This window comes from Clostridium lundense DSM 17049, from assembly GCF_000619945.1.
Classification (GTDB): Bacteria; Bacillota; Clostridia; order Clostridiales; family Clostridiaceae; genus Clostridium_AO; species Clostridium_AO lundense.
This window is the reverse complement of record NZ_JHVC01000001.1, coordinates 627,626-650,495: the sequence shown is the minus strand read 5'-3', so window position 1 is coordinate 650,495 and position 22,870 is coordinate 627,626. Positions and strand designations below refer to the sequence as shown.

27 protein-coding genes are annotated in these 22,870 nt (G+C 29.1%); 2 read left to right on the top strand and 25 right to left on the bottom strand.

Annotated features, from left to right (window positions below; genetic code table 11):
• Window positions 1–2: 2 nt before the first annotated feature.
• The 22 genes from T514_RS0103140 to pta all read right to left on the bottom strand — a co-directional run bounded on the left by T514_RS0103140 (window position 3) and on the right by pta (window position 18,165).
• The gene (locus T514_RS0103140; protein WP_034868075.1) at window positions 3–803 is read right to left on the bottom strand and encodes a ribonuclease HII; all 801 of its coding nucleotides are present in this window, start codon (window positions 801–803) and stop codon (window positions 3–5) included.
• Between the two features lie 72 nt (window positions 804–875).
• Complete coding sequence (gene ylqF, locus T514_RS0103135) at window positions 876–1,718, bottom strand: ribosome biogenesis GTPase YlqF (protein WP_027623448.1); 843 nt, start codon at window positions 1,716–1,718, stop codon at window positions 876–878.
• A gap of 35 nt (window positions 1,719–1,753) precedes the next feature.
• A complete protein-coding gene (lepB, locus tag T514_RS0103130; RefSeq protein ID WP_027623447.1) occupies window positions 1,754–2,287 on the bottom strand; it encodes a signal peptidase I in 534 nt (177 codons plus the stop codon).
• 53 nt (window positions 2,288–2,340) lie between these two features.
• Entirely contained in the window at window positions 2,341–2,688 is a 348-nt protein-coding gene (rplS, locus tag T514_RS0103125; RefSeq protein WP_027623446.1) for a 50S ribosomal protein L19, read from the bottom strand.
• 118 nt (window positions 2,689–2,806) lie between these two features.
• On the bottom strand, window positions 2,807–3,535 hold the full coding sequence (trmD, locus tag T514_RS0103120) for a tRNA (guanosine(37)-N1)-methyltransferase TrmD (RefSeq protein WP_027623445.1): 729 nt from the start codon (window positions 3,533–3,535) through the stop codon (window positions 2,807–2,809).
• Window positions 3,520–4,014, bottom strand: coding sequence for a ribosome maturation factor RimM (rimM, locus tag T514_RS0103115; RefSeq protein ID WP_027623444.1), 495 nt, complete (start codon window positions 4,012–4,014; stop codon window positions 3,520–3,522). The genes trmD and rimM overlap by 16 nt, the downstream gene beginning before the upstream one ends.
• A gap of 48 nt (window positions 4,015–4,062) precedes the next feature.
• A complete protein-coding gene (locus T514_RS0103110; RefSeq protein WP_027623443.1) occupies window positions 4,063–4,290 on the bottom strand; it encodes a KH domain-containing protein in 228 nt (75 codons plus the stop codon).
• 17 nt (window positions 4,291–4,307) lie between these two features.
• On the bottom strand, window positions 4,308–4,565 hold the full coding sequence (gene rpsP, locus T514_RS0103105; RefSeq protein ID WP_027623442.1) for a 30S ribosomal protein S16: 258 nt from the start codon (window positions 4,563–4,565) through the stop codon (window positions 4,308–4,310).
• Between the two features lie 35 nt (window positions 4,566–4,600).
• Complete coding sequence (gene ffh / locus T514_RS0103100) at window positions 4,601–5,956, bottom strand: signal recognition particle protein (protein ID WP_027623441.1); 1,356 nt, start codon at window positions 5,954–5,956, stop codon at window positions 4,601–4,603.
• A 10-nt stretch (window positions 5,957–5,966) separates the two neighbouring features.
• Entirely contained in the window at window positions 5,967–6,314 is a 348-nt protein-coding gene (locus T514_RS0103095) for a putative DNA-binding protein (protein ID WP_027623440.1), read from the bottom strand.
• Between the two features lie 172 nt (window positions 6,315–6,486).
• On the bottom strand, window positions 6,487–7,398 hold the full coding sequence (ftsY, locus tag T514_RS0103090; protein ID WP_027623439.1) for a signal recognition particle-docking protein FtsY: 912 nt from the start codon (window positions 7,396–7,398) through the stop codon (window positions 6,487–6,489).
• Between the two features lie 12 nt (window positions 7,399–7,410).
• A complete protein-coding gene (smc, locus tag T514_RS0103085; RefSeq protein WP_027623438.1) occupies window positions 7,411–10,971 on the bottom strand; it encodes a chromosome segregation protein SMC in 3,561 nt (1,186 codons plus the stop codon).
• 13 nt (window positions 10,972–10,984) lie between these two features.
• Window positions 10,985–11,083, bottom strand: a complete 99-nt coding sequence (locus T514_RS26440) for a DUF4044 domain-containing protein (RefSeq protein ID WP_156939779.1) — start codon at window positions 11,081–11,083, stop codon at window positions 10,985–10,987.
• 354 nt (window positions 11,084–11,437) lie between these two features.
• Window positions 11,438–11,698, bottom strand: coding sequence for a stage V sporulation protein S (locus T514_RS0103075; RefSeq protein ID WP_027623437.1), 261 nt, complete (start codon window positions 11,696–11,698; stop codon window positions 11,438–11,440).
• An 86-nt stretch (window positions 11,699–11,784) separates the two neighbouring features.
• Complete coding sequence (locus tag T514_RS0103070) at window positions 11,785–12,873, bottom strand: elongator complex protein 3 (protein WP_027623436.1); 1,089 nt, start codon at window positions 12,871–12,873, stop codon at window positions 11,785–11,787.
• The gene (gene rnc / locus T514_RS0103065) at window positions 12,866–13,567 is read right to left on the bottom strand and encodes a ribonuclease III (protein ID WP_027623435.1); all 702 of its coding nucleotides are present in this window, start codon (window positions 13,565–13,567) and stop codon (window positions 12,866–12,868) included. The genes T514_RS0103070 and rnc overlap by 8 nt, the downstream gene beginning before the upstream one ends.
• Before the next feature lie 127 nt (window positions 13,568–13,694).
• A complete protein-coding gene (gene acpP, locus T514_RS0103060) occupies window positions 13,695–13,928 on the bottom strand; it encodes an acyl carrier protein (RefSeq protein WP_027623434.1) in 234 nt (77 codons plus the stop codon).
• Between the two features lie 61 nt (window positions 13,929–13,989).
• Window positions 13,990–14,994, bottom strand: coding sequence for a phosphate acyltransferase PlsX (gene plsX / locus T514_RS0103055; RefSeq protein ID WP_027623433.1), 1,005 nt, complete (start codon window positions 14,992–14,994; stop codon window positions 13,990–13,992).
• 133 nt (window positions 14,995–15,127) lie between these two features.
• On the bottom strand, window positions 15,128–15,310 hold the full coding sequence (gene rpmF / locus T514_RS0103050; RefSeq protein WP_027623432.1) for a 50S ribosomal protein L32: 183 nt from the start codon (window positions 15,308–15,310) through the stop codon (window positions 15,128–15,130).
• A 13-nt stretch (window positions 15,311–15,323) separates the two neighbouring features.
• Window positions 15,324–15,824 (bottom strand): YceD family protein, encoded by a 501-nt coding sequence (locus tag T514_RS0103045; RefSeq protein WP_027623431.1) that lies wholly within the window; start codon window positions 15,822–15,824, stop codon window positions 15,324–15,326.
• Window positions 15,825–15,921: 97 nt separating this feature from the next.
• Window positions 15,922–17,118, bottom strand: coding sequence for an acetate kinase (locus T514_RS0103040; RefSeq protein WP_027623430.1), 1,197 nt, complete (start codon window positions 17,116–17,118; stop codon window positions 15,922–15,924).
• A 48-nt stretch (window positions 17,119–17,166) separates the two neighbouring features.
• Entirely contained in the window at window positions 17,167–18,165 is a 999-nt protein-coding gene (gene pta / locus T514_RS0103035) for a phosphate acetyltransferase (RefSeq protein ID WP_027623429.1), read from the bottom strand.
• A gap of 281 nt (window positions 18,166–18,446) precedes the next feature.
• Between pta and T514_RS0103030 the strand changes: the two genes are divergently transcribed.
• Window positions 18,447–19,661: a nucleotidyltransferase gene (locus T514_RS0103030; protein ID WP_027623428.1), complete on the top strand. Its 1,215-nt coding sequence runs from the start codon at window positions 18,447–18,449 to the stop codon at window positions 19,659–19,661.
• Between the two features lie 61 nt (window positions 19,662–19,722).
• Window positions 19,723–20,877, top strand: coding sequence for a sporulation integral membrane protein YlbJ (gene ylbJ, locus T514_RS0103025; protein WP_027623427.1), 1,155 nt, complete (start codon window positions 19,723–19,725; stop codon window positions 20,875–20,877).
• A gap of 1 nt (window position 20,878) precedes the next feature.
• Here ylbJ and T514_RS0103020 read toward each other — a convergent pair whose 3' ends face one another.
• Genes T514_RS0103020 through rsmD form a run of 3 tightly spaced genes read right to left on the bottom strand, consistent with a single transcriptional unit; the run spans window position 20,879 to window position 22,460 of the window.
• Window positions 20,879–21,406 (bottom strand): hypothetical protein, encoded by a 528-nt coding sequence (locus T514_RS0103020; RefSeq protein WP_027623426.1) that lies wholly within the window; start codon window positions 21,404–21,406, stop codon window positions 20,879–20,881.
• Between the two features lie 12 nt (window positions 21,407–21,418).
• Window positions 21,419–21,901, bottom strand: coding sequence for a pantetheine-phosphate adenylyltransferase (gene coaD, locus T514_RS0103015; protein ID WP_027623425.1), 483 nt, complete (start codon window positions 21,899–21,901; stop codon window positions 21,419–21,421).
• A gap of 1 nt (window position 21,902) precedes the next feature.
• Complete coding sequence (rsmD, locus tag T514_RS0103010; protein ID WP_027623424.1) at window positions 21,903–22,460, bottom strand: 16S rRNA (guanine(966)-N(2))-methyltransferase RsmD; 558 nt, start codon at window positions 22,458–22,460, stop codon at window positions 21,903–21,905.
• Window positions 22,461–22,870 lie beyond the last annotated feature (410 nt).

Genomic DNA, 22,870 nt, shown 5'->3' with positions numbered 1-22,870 from the left:
CTTTAAAGTATATTTGAAAGTATATTTTTAAGAAAGCTAGTTCTATGTAAAGGTGATGGCCCATATTTTTTTAAACCTTCTATATGTTCAGCGGTTCCATATCCTGCATTTTTTTCAAAGCCATAGTAAGTGTATAATTTTGAATATTCTTCCATTTTTTTATCCCTATATACCTTTGCTATAATAGAAGCACAGGCAATGGATGCACTCTTGCTATCACCTTTTATTATAAATTCATTTTTTAATCCTATACCCTTTACAGCATATCCATCTGATAAAACCATATCAGGACGTATAGGAAGGTTAATAGCAGCTCTTTTTAAAACTTCATTATTACACCAAGCTATTCCCTTATTATCTATTTGATTATTATCTATTTCTACTATATTATAGTATAGTGCTTTACTTTTAATTATTTCTGATAATTCTTCTCTTGATTTAGCTGTAAGCTTTTTTGAATCCTTTATTCCTAGTATTAAATCTTTATCATTATTGTAATCTAAATTTAATACAACAGAAGCAGCTACTATAGGACCAGCTAGAGGACCTCTTCCTACCTCATCTACTCCTGCTAAATAATTATATTTTCCAAAAGAGCTATCAAAATCATACATTTTCATAACTCTATTTATTTCTTCATCATTTTTTTGTATAAACTTTAAGATTCTATCTGATAATCCCTGTACATTTTTTCTATTATCTTCTTTTAAGTTATTTACTAAATTCATTATAATATTCTTTTTTTCTACAGAATATTCCTTTTCTATACCAAGAATAACATTTTTTATATCTAAAAATTTCATATCAGATATTGGTAAATCATCCACTATTTCTTCTAAGTTCATCAATTAATACACCTTCTCTATTAAGGATTGCTATGGTCTTTCAAGGGATATATTTCCTAATTTTCCTCCTCTAAATTCATCCATAAGCATAATTGCTACTCTGTTATAATCTATTTCTCCTCTTGCTATAACAGCTCCTCTTTTTCTTCCTATATTCTCCATATTAAGGAGAGGATTCTCATCTAACTCTGTGAGCTTATATCTTTCCTTTAGTTGCTCAGGATAATCATTTTGAAGCCTTTCTATTAACCTTAAGGCTAAAGTTTCTATATCCATAATTTCATCTTTTATAGCTCCTGTAAAAGCCAAATTCAATCCTACAACTTCGTCCTCAAACTTAGGCCATAATACACCTGGAGTATCCATTAACTCAATACCTATCTTAGTCTTTATCCACTGCTTACTCTTTGTAACTCCTGGTCTATCTCCTGTTTTGGCTATATTATTTTTTGCCATCTTATTTATAAAAGAGGACTTTCCTACATTAGGAATCCCCACTACCATTACTCTATCTGTAAATTTTACTAATCCTTTATTTTTATATCTTTCATGTTTTTCTTTTAAAAGCTCATCTAAAACTGGCTTTATATTTTTTATTCCCTCACCACTTACACAGTTAACAGATAGTACTTTTATATTTTCTTTTGTTAGTTCCTTAATCCAATCATTTGTAACCTTCTTTTCACTAAGATCACTTTTATTTAATAAAATAATTCTTGGTTTTCCACCACATATTTCCTCTATATCTGGATTTGCACTAGATTTTACAATCCTAGCATCTCTTATTTCAATTACCGCATCTACTAATTTTAAATTTTCCTTTATTTCACGTCTTGTTTTAGCCATGTGACCTGGAAACCAATTTATTGCCATAACTTATCTATCCTTTCTAACACTTATCTAAATTATCATTGTAAATTAACTCTTTGGGAAGTAAATTTTCCAAAACTACTAAATGGATATATTCTAAGCGCAGCTCTTCCTACTACCATATTATATTTAACAAAGCCCACTCTTTCATCTCTACTATCCAAACTATTATTTCTATTGTCTCCCATAACAAATATAGTATTCTCTGGTACTATTACTTCTGGATAGTCCTGCATTCTTTGTTCAAATATATAATCCTCTTCTAAGGCTTTTCCATTCACATACACCTTATTATTTTCAACTCTAACTTTTTCTCCACCTACAGCAATTACTCTTTTTATAAATTTTTCTTTAGGATCTGCTGGATATTTTATTACTACAACATCTCCTGGCTTTGGTTTTCTAAAATAATATGAAACTTTCTCTACTATAAGCCTATCTTTGTTATGTAATGTGGGATACATGGACAAACCGTCAACTTGAACTGTTTCAAAAACAAATGTTATGATCAAAAACGCTGCTACTATTGCAAATAAAATTGATTTACCTAATTCTACTAACTCTTTTACCACAGTAATCACCATCCCTATATATGTAAAAAAAGGGACTAAAAAGCCCCATTTTTTTATCTCAATATTTCTTTAACTTTTGCAGCTTTACCTACTCTATCTCTTAAATAGAATAACTTAGCTCTTCTTACCTTACCTCTTCTTACTACTTCGATTTTTTCTAATGTTGGCGCATTAACTGGGAATGTTCTTTCAACACCTACTCCATAAGCAACTCTTCTTACTGTAAATGTTTCTCTTAAACCACCATTTTGTCTCTTTAAAACTGTTCCTTCGAACATCTGAACTCTTTCTCTAGTTCCTTCTTTGATTTTTACATACACCTTAACAGTGTCTCCAACATTGAATTCAGGTAAATCTGTTCTGATCTGTTCTGCTTCTATAGCTTTAATTACTTCTAACATTTGTGCATTCCCTCCTCATCGTTATTTGACGTTCATGCACTATGTATAGTTACAGAGGAACGCCCGTACTAGCACGAAGTTAATTCTATCATATGTATCTATATTTTTCAATATCCATCTACAATTTTTTATTAATTTCTTTCAATAATTTTTTATCTTCTTCTGTTAAATTTAATTTTTCAAATAAATCTGGTCTTCTCTCCATAGTAATCTTTAGAGACTCTCTTCTTCTCCATTTTCTTATGTTTTCATGGTGTCCAGATATTATTATGTCTGGTACCTTCTCTCCTCTAAAATCTTCTGGTCTTGTGTATTGAGGATATTCTAGAACCCCTTCATAAAAAGATTCTTCCATAAAACTTTCACTTTTTCCTAAAACACCTGGTACTAGCCTGCATATGCTATCTATAATTGGTATACACGCCATTTCTCCCCCAGTTAACACAAAATCCCCTAAAGATATTTCTAAGTCAATGTGTTTATAAACTCTTTCATCTATGCCCTCATAATGTCCACATAAAAAAATCAATTCTTTCTCTTTAGACAATTCCTTGGCCATTTGCTGATTGAAAGTTTTACCTCTTGGTCCCAAAAAAATAACTTTACCTTTATTAGTCTTTTTTACATGATCTATAGAATCTACAATAGGTTGTGCTGCCATCACCATGCCAGCCCCTCCACCATAAGGGTAATCATCTACTTTTCTATGTTTATCCAATGTAAAATCTCTAATATTAATTGTATTTATATTTAGTATTTCCTTTTCTATAGCTCTACCTATTATACTGTGGTTAAATATGTCAAACATTTCAGGAAAAAGGGTAAGAATTTCTATTCTGACATCCATTCTTTTACCGGCTTTATTATAATTTTTCTTTCTTCTATATCTACATTAACCACAATTGTCTTTAAAACTGGAACTAGCAATTCCTTTTTTCCCTTTATCCAATACACATCATTGCTTTTTGTTTGTATAACATCGAAAATAGTTCCTAGATCTTCACCCAATTCGTCATATACAACACATCCTATTAAATCTGCTATAAAATATCTTCCTTCTGGAAGATTTACTGCATCTTCTCTAGATACCTCTAAATATTTATTTTTATATTTCATAGCATCTTCTATAGAATCTATACCATCTATTTTAAGAATTACTTTGTCATTTTGGAATTTACACCAACTAATAATTCTTTCTTCACCATTAATATATATCTTCTTTAACTGCCTAAATCTTCTTACATCATCAGTTAACGGGTGTACTTTTAGCTCACCTTTTAATCCATGGGTATTTATAATCTGTCCAACACTCAAAAATTCCTTCATATAAATTCTCCTTTTTAAAAAAGAGTTAGGCAGCGCCTAACTCTTTTCTTATATTATTTCCACAACAACTCTCTTATTTTCTTTGATTGCCGCTGCTTTTACAACAGTTCTAATAGCTTTTGCTATTCTTCCCTGTTTTCCAATTACTTTTCCCATGTCTTCTGGCGCAACCTTTAATTCAAGTATAATGGATTGCTCTCCAGTAATCTCATTAACTTGAACCATGTTAGGGTTATCCACTAGAGACTTAGCAATAATCTCTACTAATTCTTTCATGTCCTACACCCCCCAAATTATTTAGAAAGCTTTTCGTTTAATCCAGTCTTTTCAAAAAGCTTTTTAACTATATCTGTAGGTTGTGCACCATTTTTTACCCAAGCAACTGCTTTTTCTTCATCTATTTTGATTGTAGTTGGTTCAGTTGTTGGATTGTAGTAACCTATTTCATCAATAAATCTTCCATCTCTTGGAGATCTTGAGTCTGCTACTATTACTCTGTAGAAAGGAGCTTTCTTAGCACCCATTCTTCTTAGTCTTATCTTTACTGCCATTATTTTCACCTCCTTTAAGTATAATGTAGTTTATATTAAAATGGTAATTTACCAAATAAACCTTTTTTCTTCGAGAAGCCTTTTTGCATTCCCTTCATTTGTTTCATCATTTTTTTCATATTTTCAAAATCCTTTAAGATTTTATTCACCTGTTGTATAGTTGTACCTGAACCATTTGCAATTCTCTTTTTTCTTGAAGGAGAACCACTTACTAATGACGCATTTCTTCTTTCCTTTACTGTCATAGAGTTGATTATTGCTTCAATTCTTTTCAATTCTTTTTCACCTTGACTTAAATCAACACCTTGAAGCTCCTTTGAATTAACTCCTGGAAGCATCTCCATAATTTTATTTAAAGGTCCTAACTTTTTCATTTGCTGCATAGCAGCTAAGAAATCTTCAAAGTTGAATTCTTGGTTCATCATACGACTTCCAAGTTTTTGTGCTTCTTCTTCATCAATAGCCTGCTGAGCCTTTTCAATAAGCGTAAGTACATCACCCATACCAAGAATTCTAGAAGCCATTCTGTCTGGATGAAAGACTTCAAAATCATTCATCTTTTCTCCAACACCAGCAAATTTTATTGGCTTTCCTGTCATAGCTTTTATAGATAATGCCGCTCCACCTCTAGTATCACCATCTAATTTTGTTAATACAACTCCAGTAATATCCAGCTGTGAATTAAAACTCTCTGCTACATTAACTGCATCCTGTCCAGTCATTGAATCTACTACTAAAAGTATTTCATTTGGCTGAACATTCTCTTTTATGTTCTTCAACTCATCCATAAGTTCTTCATCTATATGAAGTCTTCCGGCGGTATCGATTATTACTACATTATTATTATTATCTTTGGCATGCTTTATAGCAGCCTTTGAAATATCCACAGGACTTACCTTATCACCTAATGTAAATACTGGAACATCAATTCCACTTCCAACTACTTGTAATTGCTTTATTGCCGCTGGTCTGTAAATATCACAAGCCACAAGCAAAGGTCTTTTATTCTTTTTTCTAAGCTGTAGAGCCAATTTACCAGCCATGGTAGTTTTACCTGCTCCCTGAAGACCCACTAACATAATAACTGTCATACCGTTTTGAGCAAAATTAATTTCACTTTCTTTACTGCCCATTAACTGTATAAGTTCTTCATTAACTATCTTAATTACCTGTTGTGCTGGAGTAAGACTTTCTAAGACCTCTTTACCAGTGCACTTTTCACTGACATTTTTAATAAAATCCTTAACTATCTTAAAGTTTACATCAGCTTCTAAAAGTGCAAGTTTAACTTCTCTCATAGCCTCTTTAATATCTTTTTCTGAAAGCTTACCTTTTCCTTTAAGTTTTTTAAGGGTCTCTTGCAGCTTAGAGGTTAATCCTTCAAAAGCCATAATTATCCTCCTAAAAATTATTCATTAATTCATCTTTTAACTCATAAACTATATTTAAACAATTTGTATCTTTACAATTTTCCTCTAAAAGCTTTATCTTATTTAAGGAACACTGTTTAGCCTTTTGTATCTTATCATCTTTATTCATTAGTTGTAACTTTTCTTCATACTCTAATAATTGTTTATTGCATCGCTTTATCAAATCATAAATCGCTTGCCTACTAGTATTAGTATGCTCTGATATTTCTGCTAAAGAAAAGTCTTCATTATAATATAAGTTCATGATCTTTCTTTGTTTTTCTGTTAAAAGTATTCCATAAAAATCTAATAATATTGAAATCTCAATTCTTTTATCCATGGGAACTGCAGAATAACTATCTGCTACTCACTCCCTTTTCTTTTCTACTGACGAATTATATAATAACAAAGATATAAAAGGCTGTCAAGTATTTTTACTTAACAGCTAAAATTTTTTTTATAAATTTTAAATGATGTATATCAAACAGTATAAAAAACAAGTCTACTCAGCTTTAAAATAAAGCTTCTACAAATTCTTCCGGATTAAATTCCTGAAGATCTTCTATACCTTCCCCTACACCTATAAGTTTAACAGGAATATTCAAACTATGTTTTATAGATATTACTATTCCACCCTTTGCTGTACCATCTAATTTAGTTAATATTATTCCATCTACTTTGCACACTTCCATAAATTGTTTTGCTTGAATTACTGCATTTTGCCCTGTTGTAGCATCTAATACTAAATAAGTGTGCTTTGATGCTTCACCATATTCTCTTTCTATAATTCTATTTATCTTTCCTAATTCATCCATTAAATTTTTTTTATTATGTAATCTTCCTGCGGTATCACAAATAAGCACTTCTGTTCCTCTAGCCTTTGCAGCTTGGATAGCATCAAAAACTACTGCTGCTGGATCAGAACCTTCCTGATGTTTTACTATATCTACACCAGATCTTTTACTCCATACCTCTAATTGGTCAATAGCTGCTGCTCTAAATGTGTCCGCTGCAGCCATTAAAACCTTATATCCATCATTCTTTAATTTAGCAGATATCTTACCTATAGATGTAGTTTTCCCCACACCATTTACTCCAACTACTAACATTATTTCTGGTGTTTTTTCAGGAGCTATAGTCCCCTTTTCTTCTCCCAACATTTCTATCAACACTTCTTTTAAGCATGGTTTTACCTGCGCTACATCTTTTATTTTATTTTCTTTTATCTTTTCTTTTAATTTTTCAATTATGTCCAAAGATGTTTCTACACCTATATCTGCAGTTATTAATATTTCCTCTAATTCTTCATAAAGATCCTCATCAATGCTTACATATAAATTTAGCATTTCACTTATCTTATCAGTGAAATTATCCTTTGTTTTTGTTAATCCTTGTTTTAGCTTGTCAAAAAAACCTCCAAACATAAATATCACTCCTTAATCTGTTAAATCTACTGAAATTATTTTTGATACACCTTTTTCTTCCATGGTTACACCATATAATACATCACTTGCTTCCATAGTTCCTTTTCTATGGGTTATTACAATAAATTGTACATTGCCTGAAAACTGTCTTAAAAACTCTGCATATCTCCCTACATTTGCATCATCTAACGCAGCTTCAATTTCATCTAATATACAAAATGGAGTAGGCTTCATTTTTAATATAGCAAAAAGCAGCGCTATAGCTGACAAAACTTTTTCTCCACCAGACATTAGATTTATATTTTGAAGCTTTTTGCCTGGAGGTTGAACAGTAATATCAATATTTCCGCTAAGTTCATCCTCAGAAGCTAATATTAAATCTGCAGTACCTCCTTTAAATAATTCTTTAAAGGTTTCATCAAACAATTTTCTTAATTTATTAAAGTTTTCATTAAATACCACTCTCATTTTTTCAGTCATTTCTTCTATTAACTTTAACAACTCTTCTTTAGCTATTATTAAGTCTTCCTTCTGACTATTCATAAAACTATATTTTTCTTTTACTTCCTTATATTCTTCAATAGACCCTACATTTACAACTCCCAATGAAGATATCTTTGATTTTAGATTAGAAATATTACTTTTATATGCTCCAATATTATCTATGTCTTCTTTAAATGCTAATCCTTCTGCATAAGTAAAATTATACTCTTCATTTAACTTAGAATAAAGTCCTTCCTTTTCAGCCTCAAACTTAGCTAAGCTCACTTCTAATCTATGAAGCTCATTATCTTTCTTATTTTTCAAAAGATAATTATCATCTAATCTTTCTTTATTTTCTTTTATAGTTTCTTTTATTTTTATTGTTTGTATCTCTCCTTCTTTAAAGTTTTCTTCCAATACTTTAATTAAGCCCTCTATTTCACTACATTTTTCTCTGTCTATTAAAATATTCTTTTCACAAGTAGCCTTTTCTTTTTCTGATCTATTTATATTATTATTCATATCCTCGTATTTTTTATTTAATTCCTCTATTTCTTTATCGATTCTAATTAAATCCTTTAATTTATTAGAAACCACTTCATCTACTTGTGCTTTTTTAATCTTTTGTGTGGTAAGTTTATCTTTCAATTCTTCAATTTCTTTTTGTCTATTTTCTAGCAAGCTTTCAAAAGTTCCTATATTTTTAAAGTTTTCTTCTTCACTTAACTGTAATTTTTTTAACTGATTGCTTTTCTTTTCCTTATCTTCTAAACTAGTTTTTAAATCTACCTTTATATTATCTATTTCCTTATTCCATATATTTAACCTGCTTCTAAGTTTTAAATTTTCATCCTCTATAGCTGAAAACTTCTCCTGTAATTTTGTAATTTCAATATTTTCATGATATATTTGATCTTTTAAATTTAGACATTCTTCATCTAATTTTTTTACGTTCTCTTTATCAAAAGTTATAGACTTTGAAATGCTGTCTATCTCATATATTATATTGTCTATATTTGCCTTTGTTTCTTCTATTTCTCTTTTTCTTCCAATAACACTAGTATTTTTACTATGAAATATACTTCCTCCTGTTAATGAACCTCCAGCATTCACTACTTCACCAGATAAAGTAACTATCCTATAACTATAATCTGTGCTTTTAGCTATTAAAAGAGCACTATCCATATCTCTACAAATAATAGTTCTTCCTAAAACATAATCTATTGCATTTGAAAACTTATTATCATAAGAAATTAATTCACTACCTATACCAATATATCCATCTATATTTTTAATTTGATTATTAAGAGATATTTTTCTTCCTTTTATAATATTTAAAGGTAAAAATGTAGCTCTTCCCAAGTTATTACTTTTTAAATAATTAATGAGAAATTTTGCTATATTTTCATTTAACGTAATAACATCAGAAATAGCCCCTCCCAGTGCTATCTCAATAGCAGTTTCAAATTCCTTCTTTACTTCTATAACTTCACCTAATACAAAGGTATTTCCATAAGCCTTCTCAATTTTATTTTTATGTATATGTTGCATTAATGTTTTTACAGATTTATTATAACCTTCATACTGTTTATCTAAATTCAAAAGAAGTTGATAATTAGCTTCTAGTTTGTTATGTAGTCTATTTAAATCTTTAAATTTATTTTCTTTTGTAATTAACAATGAATTTATACTACTTATTTCTTTTTTATTTCTCTTTATATTGTTCTCATATTCGATTACCTTTGAATTAAGTTTCTTTATTTCTCCATCTATAATTGAAGAAGTATTAGAATTTATTTTTATTGAATTAACACAACTTTCACAAGATGACTTTATACCTTCTAATTTTTTGCTTAATCCATCTATATTATTTGCAATTAACGATATTTCATTTTTTATGTTTGAGATATTGCTTAAATAATCAATTTGATCTTCCTTAAGCTTTTTGATTTTATTAAGCTCTTCCTCAATTGATGAATTTAATCTAATAATATGCTTCTCATAATCAGTTATGGATGAATTTAATTCTCTTTGTTGAGCTTGATGTTCATTTAATTTTTCTTCTTCACCATCTTTAGTGTTTTTTAGAATATGAATTTTATTTTTCAATTCTTCTATAGCACTTACAGTATTTTTAATGAAATTTTGAAAATTACTTATTCTTTCTTGAAGAATACTTATTTCTCCTGTTATACGATTATACTCTTCTTTTTTATCATAATAGTTCTTTTTATTAGAAGAAATTTCTCTTTCTATTTCTTCTAATTTTTCATTCCAATTATTAAGTTTTTCCTTATGTTCTAAGTTTTCTTTTTCTATAAAAGCTATTTCCTTTTTTAAGCTTTCTGTATTATTTTGTATATCTTTTATGCTTTTATCTATATTCTCTACAGAGTGAACAATTATATTAATTTCTTTATTCTTTAATTCGTTACTTAAATTTAAGAATTCTTTTGCTTTTTCACTTTCTATTCTTAAAGGTTCTAATCTTTCCTCATATGTGCTTAAAATATCATTTAGTCTAGTTAAATTTCCCTCTGTATCATCTAACTTCTTTCCTGCCTCATCTTTTCTTTTTTTAAATTTAACAATACCTGCTGCCTCTTCTAAAAGGCTTCTTCTCTCTTCTGGTTTACCACTAAGTATAGCTTCAATTTTACCCTGTCCTATAATTGAATAACCTTCTTTACCTATACCAGTGTCCATAAACAATTCTTGAATATCCTTAAGCCTACATTGAGTGTTATTTATATAGTATTCACTATCACCGGAACGATAAATTCTTCTAGAGATAGTAACATCTGAATATTCTATTGGTAACTCCATATTAGTATTGTCTAAGGTTAATGCAACTTGAGCTAAACTTACAGGTTTCCTAAATTGAGTTCCTGCAAATATAACATCTTCCATTTTTCCTCCCCTTAGACTTTTTACACTCTGTTCTCCTAGTACCCATCTTATAGCATCTGATATATTACTTTTTCCACTACCATTAGGTCCCACAATAGCTGTAATACCACTTTTAAAATTCAATTCTGTTTTATTGGCAAAGGACTTAAATCCTCTTATTTCAATAGATTTTAAGTACATATATTACAACTCCCTATCTGCTAAATATCATAGGTAATAAACTAATTATAAATGCTACGAGGATAACATACACCATTATTTTTCTCATTTTTTCTCTTTTAGCTTTTTTCAATTTAATCCCCTCCATAAAAAGATTGTATAGCAACTTTTTAGAGCAAAGAGCATAGAGTACAGATAATGATAATTTTTCTTCATTCACATTACGAAAAATTTTAAATTATTAAATAGAATTTCTAAACTACACACTTATGCGTAACTCATTCTAAATTTAACCTTTTCTGTAGTGTTAACGAAAGAAAAGGTTTCTTATCTATCCTCTGTACTCTGTTATCCATACTCTTAAAAAGAGTCCTGCATTATTTTAGTGTTAACAATATAATAGTTTATATTATTTGGCTAAAAATATCAATTGTAAAAATAAAAGCCATGCATTAGCATGGCTTTTATTTTGTATCATTATTATATATTACCTAGGTTCTACAATAAATTTAATTGCTGTTCTCTCTTCTCCTTCTATACTTACCTCTGAGAATGCTGGAACTACAATTAAATCAATACCATTAGGAGCTACAAAACCTCTTGTAATTGCAATTGCTTTTACAGCTTGGTTCACTGCTCCTGCGCCTACAGCCTGAATTTCTGCAGTACTTTTTTCCTTAATAGCTGCTGCTAATGCCCCTGCCACTGATTTTGGTTCTGATTGAGCTGATACTTTTAATATTTCCATAACTATCTCCTCCCCATAACTCCATAAAATTTAAGTCTTCCTATTGTATTTTTTATAATAAATGTTACCAGTTTATTATAATTATTCTATATAAGGCTTAAATATCCTTTTTTATATTTTTTCAATATGTATTCATATAACGACATTTTATTGCAATTTTTATCCCACTTTAATATTATTTCTCCTAAGCTAACTGCATTATTTTGGATAACTTTCACTTTATCTGTCTTTAATTTTCTTACAATGTCATAAAAAAATTCTTTTTTATTCGCATAAAGTTTGGAAATATATCTACTATTTATCTCTATTTGGAAATATTCAGCATCTTTTTTGCTCAAAAATTCATATATCATATCATTTAAAATACTACTCTCTACCAATTCCCTAAATGCAGGATGGAATGGTCCTGCTATTATCTCTCTTCCTACATTTATTTCTTCTGTTGGCTGCAGTCCAACTCTTATTACATTGATGCCATTTGATATAAGCATACCATATACTATTTTACAAATATCTACTGCTTCTTTTAATGAATAAGGTTTATATGTTTTTGTGTTATACATAATTTCCATAGGAGTGTTTTTTACTACTAAGGCAGGGTATATTCTACATATGTCAGGCTTCATAGAAATGACCTTTTCTGTAGTCTCAATATCCTTTGAAAAATTATCTCCGGGAAGTCCCAGCATTATTTGATGTCCTAAAGTAAATCCATATTCTTTTATAAGTTTAGAAGCTTTATAAACATCATCTTCACTATGACCCCTACCAGATTTCATTAAAACTTCCTCATCCATAGATTGTATACCTAATTCTATTATATCAACACCATAATTTTTAAGGTTATCTAAAATATCAGAATCAATATAATCAGGTCTTGTAGATAATCTAATAAAATTTATATATCCCTGATCTTTATATTCTTTAGCAACCTTTAATAATTTTCTTTGTTTATTTTTATCTATAGCCGTAAAAGTGCCCCCAAAGAAAGATACCTCTACTATAGAATTATTAGCATCAATGGTCTTTAAATAGTCTTCAATTATATTTCTTGTGTAATTTTCATCTACTATCTCTTCATTTCCTGTAATAGTACCTTGATTACAAAACACACAATTATGTGGACATCCTTCATGAGGTACAAATATAGGTATAATATAATGTGACTTACTCATTCTGTTCCTCCATATTTTTAATAGCTTCCTTTGCTGCATTTTGTTCAGCTTCTTTTTTGCTATAACCTTCTCCTTTACCTAATACATCATGTTTTATTTTTACCTGAGTAAAAAATTTTCTTCTATGAGGTGGTCCTTCAAATTTAATAAGATCATATATAATATCAACATCTCCATGTTCCTGTAGTTTCTCTTGCAGCTTTGTTTTATAATCAAGTATTATTTCATTTTTCATAGCTCTATTAATTATACTTTTAAAATTACCTATAATAAAAGTTTTAACTACTTCTATGCCTCTATCTAAATAAATTGCTGCTATTATAGCTTCTACACAATCCGCTAGTATAGATGGTCTATATCTGCCTCCTGTAAGTTCTTCACCTTTACTCATAATCATATATTCTCCCAATTTCCATTTCTGCGCAACTTCAAACAATGAATTTTCACACACTATTAACGATCTCTTTTTAGAAAGCTCTCCCTCAGATTTTTCTTTATAATTCATAAATAAATATTCTGTAATCACAAGTTGTAATACCGAGTCTCCTAAAAACTCCAGCCTTTCATTATATTTAACATGTTCCTTTTGATTTGCATAAGAACTATGTGTAAGTGCTATATTTAGTAATGATTCATCTTTAAATATAATTCCTAATTTATATTGTAATTCTTTAAAATACTTTTTTTTCTCCAATTTTAATAACTCCTTACTAAGAAGTTTATTATTCAATTTGTTATACTTATTTTAAATAACAAATTCAACAATAAACCTTATTTATTTATTATAAAGTTAAAGCCCCGTAAAAAACGGGACTTTGCCTTTATTCTTCAGTATGAGCTTTTATGTAATCAACTACATCTCCTACTGTTGATATTTTTTCAGCATCTTCATCTGGTATTTCTAAATCAAACTCAGTTTCTAATGCCATAATAAGCTCAACAATGTCAAGTGAGTCTGCTCCTAAATCATCCATAAATGATGATTCCATAGTTATTTCTTCTGCATCAATTCCTAATTGTTCTGAAATTATATTTTTAACTTTTTTTAATATCATAATTTCACCTCCCCGAAATCTTATACTTAGATAATATTACATAATATCCATACCGTCAATATTATTGAACATCATTTATTTTTATTAATTCTTCCTTTATATCCTCAATAATATTATTGTTATGGAAATTAATACATTGTCTTACGGCGTTTTTAAAAGCTAACCTATCAGATGAACCATGAGCTTTTACACATATACCTTCTACTCCAAGAAAAGCTGCTCCACCATATTCTTTATAATCAAATTTCTTTTTTATATTTTTAAATACTGGTTTTAAAAGCAGTCCTCCTATTTTTCCAGAAAATGAACTGGTTATTTCTGATTTTATTATTTGAAATAGGTTTGAGGCAGTACCCTCATACATCTTAAGTACTGTATTTCCTACAAAACCATCACATACTAAAACACTTACATCTCCTGTTGGAATTTCTCTTGGTTCTACATTTCCAATAAAGTTCATTCCTGATTCTTTTAATAACAGATATGCGGATTTAGTTAATTCATTTCCCTTTTCTTCTTCTACTCCTATATTAACTAATCCAATAGAAGGATTATTAACATTAAGTATTTTTTCAAAGTATATTTTACCCATTAAAGCAAATTGTAATAAATTTTTAGGCTTGCATTCTGCATTTGCTCCTACATCTATCACCATAAAAGGAGCATTCTTTCCAGGCATTATAGGGGCTAAAGCTGGTCTATCTATCCCCTTAATCCTTCCGACTATAAATAATGAACCTGCCATAAAAGCACCTGTACTTCCCGCAGATATTATTCCATGTGCTTTTTTTTCTTTTACTAGATTCAATGCTTTAACTAAGCTGGAATCTTTTTTCTTTCTTATAGCCATAACAGGAGATTCATTAAGAGATATTGTTTCCTTTGCATCTATTACTGATATTTTAGCTTTATCATAATTATATTTGCCCAATTCTTTATTTATTATTTCTTCTGGGCCAGTAATAATAAAATTCAAATCATTATTTTCTTTTAAAGCATCTATACAACCAGCTACTACTTCTACTGGAGCTAAATCTCCTCCCATACCATCCACTGCAATTATCATTATTCCTTCACTTCCTTTCAAATGTAGAAGTTAAGCTCTATTATAATGTAAAAGTATATACCATACTTTTACTAAATACAATAGATTTGGAATTAATATTTGTAAAAAAATAAAGAAAGTCAAAAGACTTTCTTTATTTTTCAGTTGTAACAACTTCTTTACCCTTATAGTAACCACAGCTCTTACAAACTCTATGTGCAAGTTTCATCTCGTGACACTGAGGACATTCAACTATTCCTGGTACACTTAGTTTAAAAGTTTGAGCTCTTCTAGAATCTCTTCTTGCTTTTGAAAATCTTCTTGCTGGATTTCCCATAGTCTACACCTCCTTAATTAGATGAAAAGAAATCTTTAAGCCCTGCCAATCTAGGATCTATATCCTGTTTTTCACAATTACAAGCAGACTTATTAAGGTTTGTGCCGCAAACTTGGCACAAGCCTTTACAATCTTCACTGCAAAGTTTTCTAATTGGCAACGCCAATATGATATTATTTTCTATAATTTCTGTGATGTCAATAGCATCACTATCTATAAAGATGCAATCATCATCTTTATTAACATCTTCGTTAGAGAACTCTTCATGAATTTCTATTTTCACATCTCTAACAAATTTTTCTAAACACCTTGAACATGTTAGTTCAAGTTTTGTAGTAGCAGTACCATCAAGGTTTAATATATCACCTACTAAACTAAACTTACATTCCAATTTAACAGGTTCTACAAACCTAATGGACTCCTCACCATTAAAAAATTCACTTTCTAAAATAGTAAGGTTTACATCTTTTTTTGTAATTTTTTTCTTTAGTAAATCAGATACATCAATTTTCATATTATTCACCTCAATGTATTAGCCACAATTTATTATATAAAGATGATGATTAAAAGTCAAGGTTTATTTATTTTTTGTTAATTTATGAAAAATTTATTTAAGCTTCTACAATTATTTTTGTATCTCTAGCAATCATAAGTTCTTCATCAGTTGGTATTACAAATACTTTAACTTTTGAATCTTCAGTACTTATAACTTTAGCAAAACCTCTTCCTTCATTGTTCTTCTTTTCATCTATTTTTATACCTAAGAATTCTAAGCCATTACAAATTTCACTTCTACTTAATGGAGCATTTTCACCAAGACCTGCAGTAAACACAACACAGTCTACTCCACCCATAACTGCTGCATATGATCCAATAAATCTCTTTACTTTATAATGGAACACATCTAAAGCAAGTTGTGATCTATGTTTTCCTTCTTCTGCTGCCATTTCTATATCTCTAAAGTCACTACTTAATCCTGATATTCCATAAACACCTGACTTTTTATTTATAAGGTTATTTACTTCATCAATACTTAAATTTAATTCTTTCATTAAGAATGTGATTATAGCAGGGTCAATACTTCCTGATCTTGTACCCATAGCTATACCTTCAAGCGGAGTGAATCCCATACTTGTTTCTACAGATTTCCCTCCATCAACAGCACATATACTTGCTCCATTTCCAAGATGGCATGTTATTATTTTTAAATCTTTTATATCTTTTCCCATCATTTCTGCTGCTACTTGTGATACATATCTATGAGATGTACCGTGGAATCCATATTTTCTTATACCATGCTTTTTATATAGATCATATGGTATTGGGTAAATATATGCATATTCAGGAATAGTCTGATGGAATGCTGTATCAAATACTGCTACCATTGGTGTATTTGGCATTAATGACTTACATGCATTTATTCCAATTATATTTGGTGGGTTATGAAGTGGAGCTAATTTTATGCAATCTTCTAATGACTTCATAACTTCATCATCTATTAAAACAGATTTAGCATATTTTTCTCCGCCATGAACAACTCTATGTCCTACAGCTGATATTTCTGACATATCACTTATAACACCATGTTCTTTATCTACAAGAGCATCTAAAACTAATTTTATAGCATCTTTATGATCCTTCATAGGTTGTTCTATTATATATTTTTCTCCATTAACCTTTTGAGTTAATATAGATCCTTCAATTCCTATTCTTTCAACTAATCCTTTAGCTAGAGCATTTTCGTTTTTCATATCAATTAACTGATATTTTAATGATGAACTTCCACAATTTATTACTAGTATTTTCAATTTAAATTCTCCTTCCAAATTGTAAATATATTTTTAATTAATTTTCAACTAGATTGACTGAGCCTGAACTGCTGTAACAGCTACTACATTTACAATATCTTCAGCACTACATCCTCTTGATAAATCATTTATTGGTTTAGCAAAACCTTGAGTTATAGGTCCTATTGCTTCTGCATTAGCAAATCTTTGAACTAATTTATATCCAATATTTCCAGCTTGTAGGTCAGGGAATATTAAAACATTAGCTTTTCCAGCTACTGGGCTATTTGGAGCCTTTAAGTTAGCCACCTTTTCAACTATAGCTGCATCTAACTGTAATTCACCATCTATAGCTAACTCTGGTCTCATTTCCTTTGCTAATTTTGTTGCTGTAGTTACTTTATCTACTAATTCATGGCTTGCACTTCCCATAGTTGAGAAAGAAAGCATAGCAACTTTTGCATCCATATTACATAAATTTTTTGCTGTATCTGCTGTAGTTACAGCAATTGATGCTAACTGATCTGCATTCGGATTTGGATTTACTGCACAATCTGAGAATAATAATAATCCGTCTTCTCCATATTTTGATCCAGGAACTAACATAATAAAGAAACTTGAAACAACTGACACTCCTGGAGCATTCTTAACTATTTGAAGACCAGGTCTTAAAAGATCTCCTGTAGTATGTATAGCACCAGAAACCATTCCATCTGCATCATCCATTTTAACCATCATCGTTCCAAAATATAAAGGATCTAACATAATTTTAGCAGCTTTTTCTGGAGTCATTCCTTTTTTCTTTCTTAATTCATAAAGAGCATTAGCATATCCTGGAGTTTTATCTGAAGTTTCAGGATCAACTATTTCTGCTCCTTCTATATTTACACCTAGTTCTGAAGCCATTTTCTTAATTTTATCTTCATTTCCTACAAGAACTATATTTGCAAGTCCGTTTTTGATAATCATCTCGCAGGCTTTAATATTTCTTTCTTCTTCACCTTCAGCAAGAACAATCTTTTGTTTGTTCTCCTTTGCCTTTTTCCAAATTGTTTCCATTAATTTCATGTTGATTTCTCCCTTCGGTTATTTTTAGAATCACACACATATATAATATAAGTCTTTTTATATGACATTTTCAAGTCCATTATTAAATTTTTTTTCTAATTGTTGTAGCATTATATACATATTATTGACAAATATTTCGGAAAAAAGTATAGTATTTTTTAAAAAATATGTTAAATTATTATCAATGTTTGTTTAATACAAAAAATTGTATATAATATTCATAATAAAATCAAAAAAGATTATCCATTATATGCAAATAGGCAAATTAGGAGGTTTTACCATTGAATATATCAGGAATAGTAGTAGAATATAATCCCTTTCACAAAGGTCATTTATATCATTTAAATAAAACTAAAGAGGTTACAAGTTGTGATGCAGTAATAGCTGTAATGAGTGGAAATTTTGTACAAAGAGGTATTCCGTCCTTTATTGATAAGTGGACTAAAGCAAAAATGGCTCTATTAAATGGGGTAGATTTAGTATTAGAGCTACCACTGTTATACAGCTTATCTTCTGCCGAATTTTTCGGGTACGGAGCTATTACTCTACTTAACAACATAGGAGTAGTAAATAATATCTGTTTTGGAAGTGAATCAGGAGATATTAATGAAATAATGAATATTTCTAAAATTCTTTATGAAGAACCAGAAGAATTCAAAACTTCACTAAAATTACATCTAAACGAAGGCCTTACCTATCCTTTAGCTAGATCACAGGCATTGAAAGAATATTTAATAAATACGGACAATACCTGTTTGTCATTTAACAATTTTTTGGCATGTTCTAACAATATTTTAGCCATAGAATACTGCAAAAATTTATTAAAAATAAATAGTAAAATTATTCCCTTTACAATAAAAAGAGAAGGAAATAACTATAATTCAGTAGAATTTGGGGAAGAATTTTCCAGTGCTACCTCTATAAGAAACTATATAAAAAGGAACAATAACTATAATTCAATAAAAAAATATGTACCAAATAGCGTATTTCAAATAATAGAAGAGCTAAAAAGCTCTAATTATCCCTTTGTTTTTGAGGATAAATTATTACAATATATTAAATATAAGTATTTTATTGGAGAAAACACTTTAGAAAATCTTCCAGATATCTCTGAAGGATTGCACAATAGAATATATAAAGCCTTAGAAAAAAGCAATTCTTTTGAAGAAACTATAGAAAATATAAAGACAAAACGATATACCTATACAAGAATTAGTAGAATACTATGTCAATATTTCTTAGGATTTGATTCTCTAGATACTTATAATTTAAGAAAAACTCCATGTCCTTATGCTAGAATTTTAGGATTCAACAAAAAAGGAAGCCAAATATTAAAAGAAATGAAATGTAAATCTACTATCCCTATATATACTAAAATTCCTAAAGAAATTAATCCAACTCTTTCTCTTGATATAAGGGGAACTAAGTGCTACAATTTATTGAATAATTTTATAGATCCTTTAGCTGATTATAAAAATAGGCCTATTATATTATAGTAATAAAATACCTCTCTTCAAATATATATATATTAAAGTATGTTTATTTGAAGAGGTTATCTTGAAAACACTATTATACATTTTGATAATTGCTACTTTTATTTTATTATTAATACTACTTAAAGACAAATCTTTGATTATTACTATAGTTTGCTCCTTAATAATAATAAGCTTTGTATTGAATCCAATGGTATGTATAAAAGGCTGTATATCTGGAGCTTCCTTATTTTTTTATAAAGTTTTCCCATCTCTTTTCCCATTTTTAATTGTATGCAATATAATTTTATATTGTAATGGAGTATATATTTATTCTAAAGCTTTGGGAAAAATATTATGTTATCCTCTAGGATTGCCTCTAAATTGTTCCTTTGCTTTAGTTGTAAGTATTTTATGTGGATATCCTTTAGGTGCCAAATACAGCTGCGATCTATATGAAAAAGGAGTAATAGACTATGAAACCTGTAAAAGACTTTTAAATATTGCATCAAATCCAAGTCCTCTATTTATTATAGGTTCAGTAGGTACCTCAATGCTTGGTAATACAAAAATAGGATATATACTTCTTTTAGCTAGTTATATATCCTGCATAATCATGGGCTTTATTTTGCCTAGAGGAAATACAAAAATAAAATTTAATAATAAGAAAAGTACTTTAGTTACACAAAATATAAATTTAGGTAATATCTTAAAAGATTCTATTGAAAATGGAATAAAAACTGCCTTATCTGTTGGAGGTTTCATAGTATTATTTTCTGTATTAAATAACATAATAAAACATAGTTCTGCTTTTTATGCTATTTTAAATATATTAAAAATACCCAAGACCTTATCTGAAGGTTTTATCCTTGGGTTTATAGAAATGACTAATGGATGTAATATCATTTCTTCTTCCAATGTAAATTTTGAAGTAAAATTATTAACAATTGGATTTTTATTAGGTTTTAGTGGGCTTTGTATAATATGGCAATGTAATTCTTTTATGAGCAAGCACAATTTTTCATTGATTACATATGGAAAAAACAAAGTATTACAAGGACTGATATGTTCCATAGTCTCATATATATTGTACTTATTGCTATATAACAACTCCGTTATAGGAACTTTTGCCTCTAATATTTCAATAAATTATAACATTAATTTCATATTCATAATAGCTATATTTATTTTATTTATACTGCCAATTATAGTTTATAATCTAAAAAAACATATATTATAAATTATTTTTTCATATTTCTTAATTCTTTTATATTTTCTCTAATTATGTTTGAAGTAGAATTAACCTCAGAGTTTATGGACACTAAGAATTTTTCCATTTCACCTTTAACAACGTCTAACATTTTTTCACTATGTTCATTTACTTCTTTTTCAAGCTGAGACAAAACTTCATCCGCATAATCCCTAGCGCCTAATCTCATAACTTTAGCATCTCTTTGAGCTGAAGAAATTATCTCTTCGGCTCTATTTTTTGCTTCTTTAGTAATATCATGATTTTCAATTTGCCTTTTTAATAATTCTACATTTTCCTTTTTTAGTGTTTCAGCTTCTCTTATAGCTTCACTTAATATTCTTTCCTTTTCTTCAAAGACCCATTGCGCTTTTTTAAATTCAGCAGGTAAACAGTTTAATATTTTATCTATTACCTCTAAAACTTCTTTTTTATCCACCATAATCTTACCTGTTATTGGCACCTTAGAAGATGTGTCAATTATTTCTTGTAAATATTCTATTAATTTAATTACATCCATGTTTGTATCCCCCTATTTATTATGCATTCTATACATAACATCCTCTATAATCTCATCAGGTACAAGTCCATTTATGCTTCCTCCGAACATGGCTACTTGTTTCACTGAAGATGAACTTAAAAATGAATATTTTGCATCTGTCATCATAAATAAAGTCTCTATATTAGGATTTAACTTTTTATTCATTAAAGCCATTTGAAATTCATATTCAAAATCTGATACTGCCCTTAATCCTTTAATGATAACCTTTATATCTCTTTCTTTCATAAAATTTACTAAAAGTCCACTAAAACTTTCAACTCTAGCATTAGGAATATGCTTAATTACTCTTTCTATAAGCCTTTCCCTTTCTTCTATGGAAAATAATCCTTTTTTATCTGGGTTAACTAATATGCCTACAATAACCTGATCAAAAGTTTTTGATGCTCTTTCTATAATATCTAAGTGCCCATTTGTAATTGGATCAAAGCTTCCTGGATAAACTGCTATGTTCATTTTAGTCCTCCCTGTATCTATATAAGCAGATTGTAGTATTACCATACTTTCTATGATCTATTAAACCAATTCTTTGGCTACCTTCATAAATTTCTTCTGAAGAATCTATTTTTGTTACTATCAATCCTTCTTTGACTAAAAGATCGTTCTTATCAATCACATCCATAGCTGGTGGAATCATTTCTCTTACATAAGGAGGATCTATAAAAATAAGATCAAAAACTATTCCTTTTTTAATAAATAAATTTAATGCTTCATAAGAATCCACGTTTAAGCATTTGCATTTATCTTCAAACTTTAAATTTATAACGTTTTGTTGTAAATATTTAAATGTAGTTTCACCTTTATCTATAAGATAACATTCCTTTGCTCCTCTACTTACTGCCTCCAAACCTAAACTTCCTGTTCCTGCAAATAAATCTAGCGCTTTTGTTCCATAAACATGATTTTGTATTATATTAAAAATATTTTCTTTTACTCTATCTAGAGTTGGTCTTGTTCCCATTCCCTCTGGAGATAATAATTTTCTCCCTTTAGCAAGACCTGCAATAATTCTCATAATATTTCCTCCCTGCCTATTTTAACTATATTTATGTCTATAATATTTTAGCATATTTATTTATTTTATACAAAGATATTTTAATATTACATAACAAAAGTAAGGGAGGTTAACTAACCTCCCTTACTTTACTAGTTTTTTCATTCATAGAGTACTCTTTAGCTAATTATATTTCTACTTTTGCTACAATTTCCCCCTACAGTTCTATTTTCTTATAAGCCTTATGTTCTTAAGAATTTTATCCTTAAAAACTATACTGATATTTCATCAGTCAGTTTATAATCAAGTACTGTAGGGTTTCTTAGTCTTTTGGAACATCCAAATCATCGTTTCCTATAACAGCTTTTCCTCTATTCATGACGAACACCTCCGATTTAAATTTTTTAATCTTAACCATCGGTGTACTATTA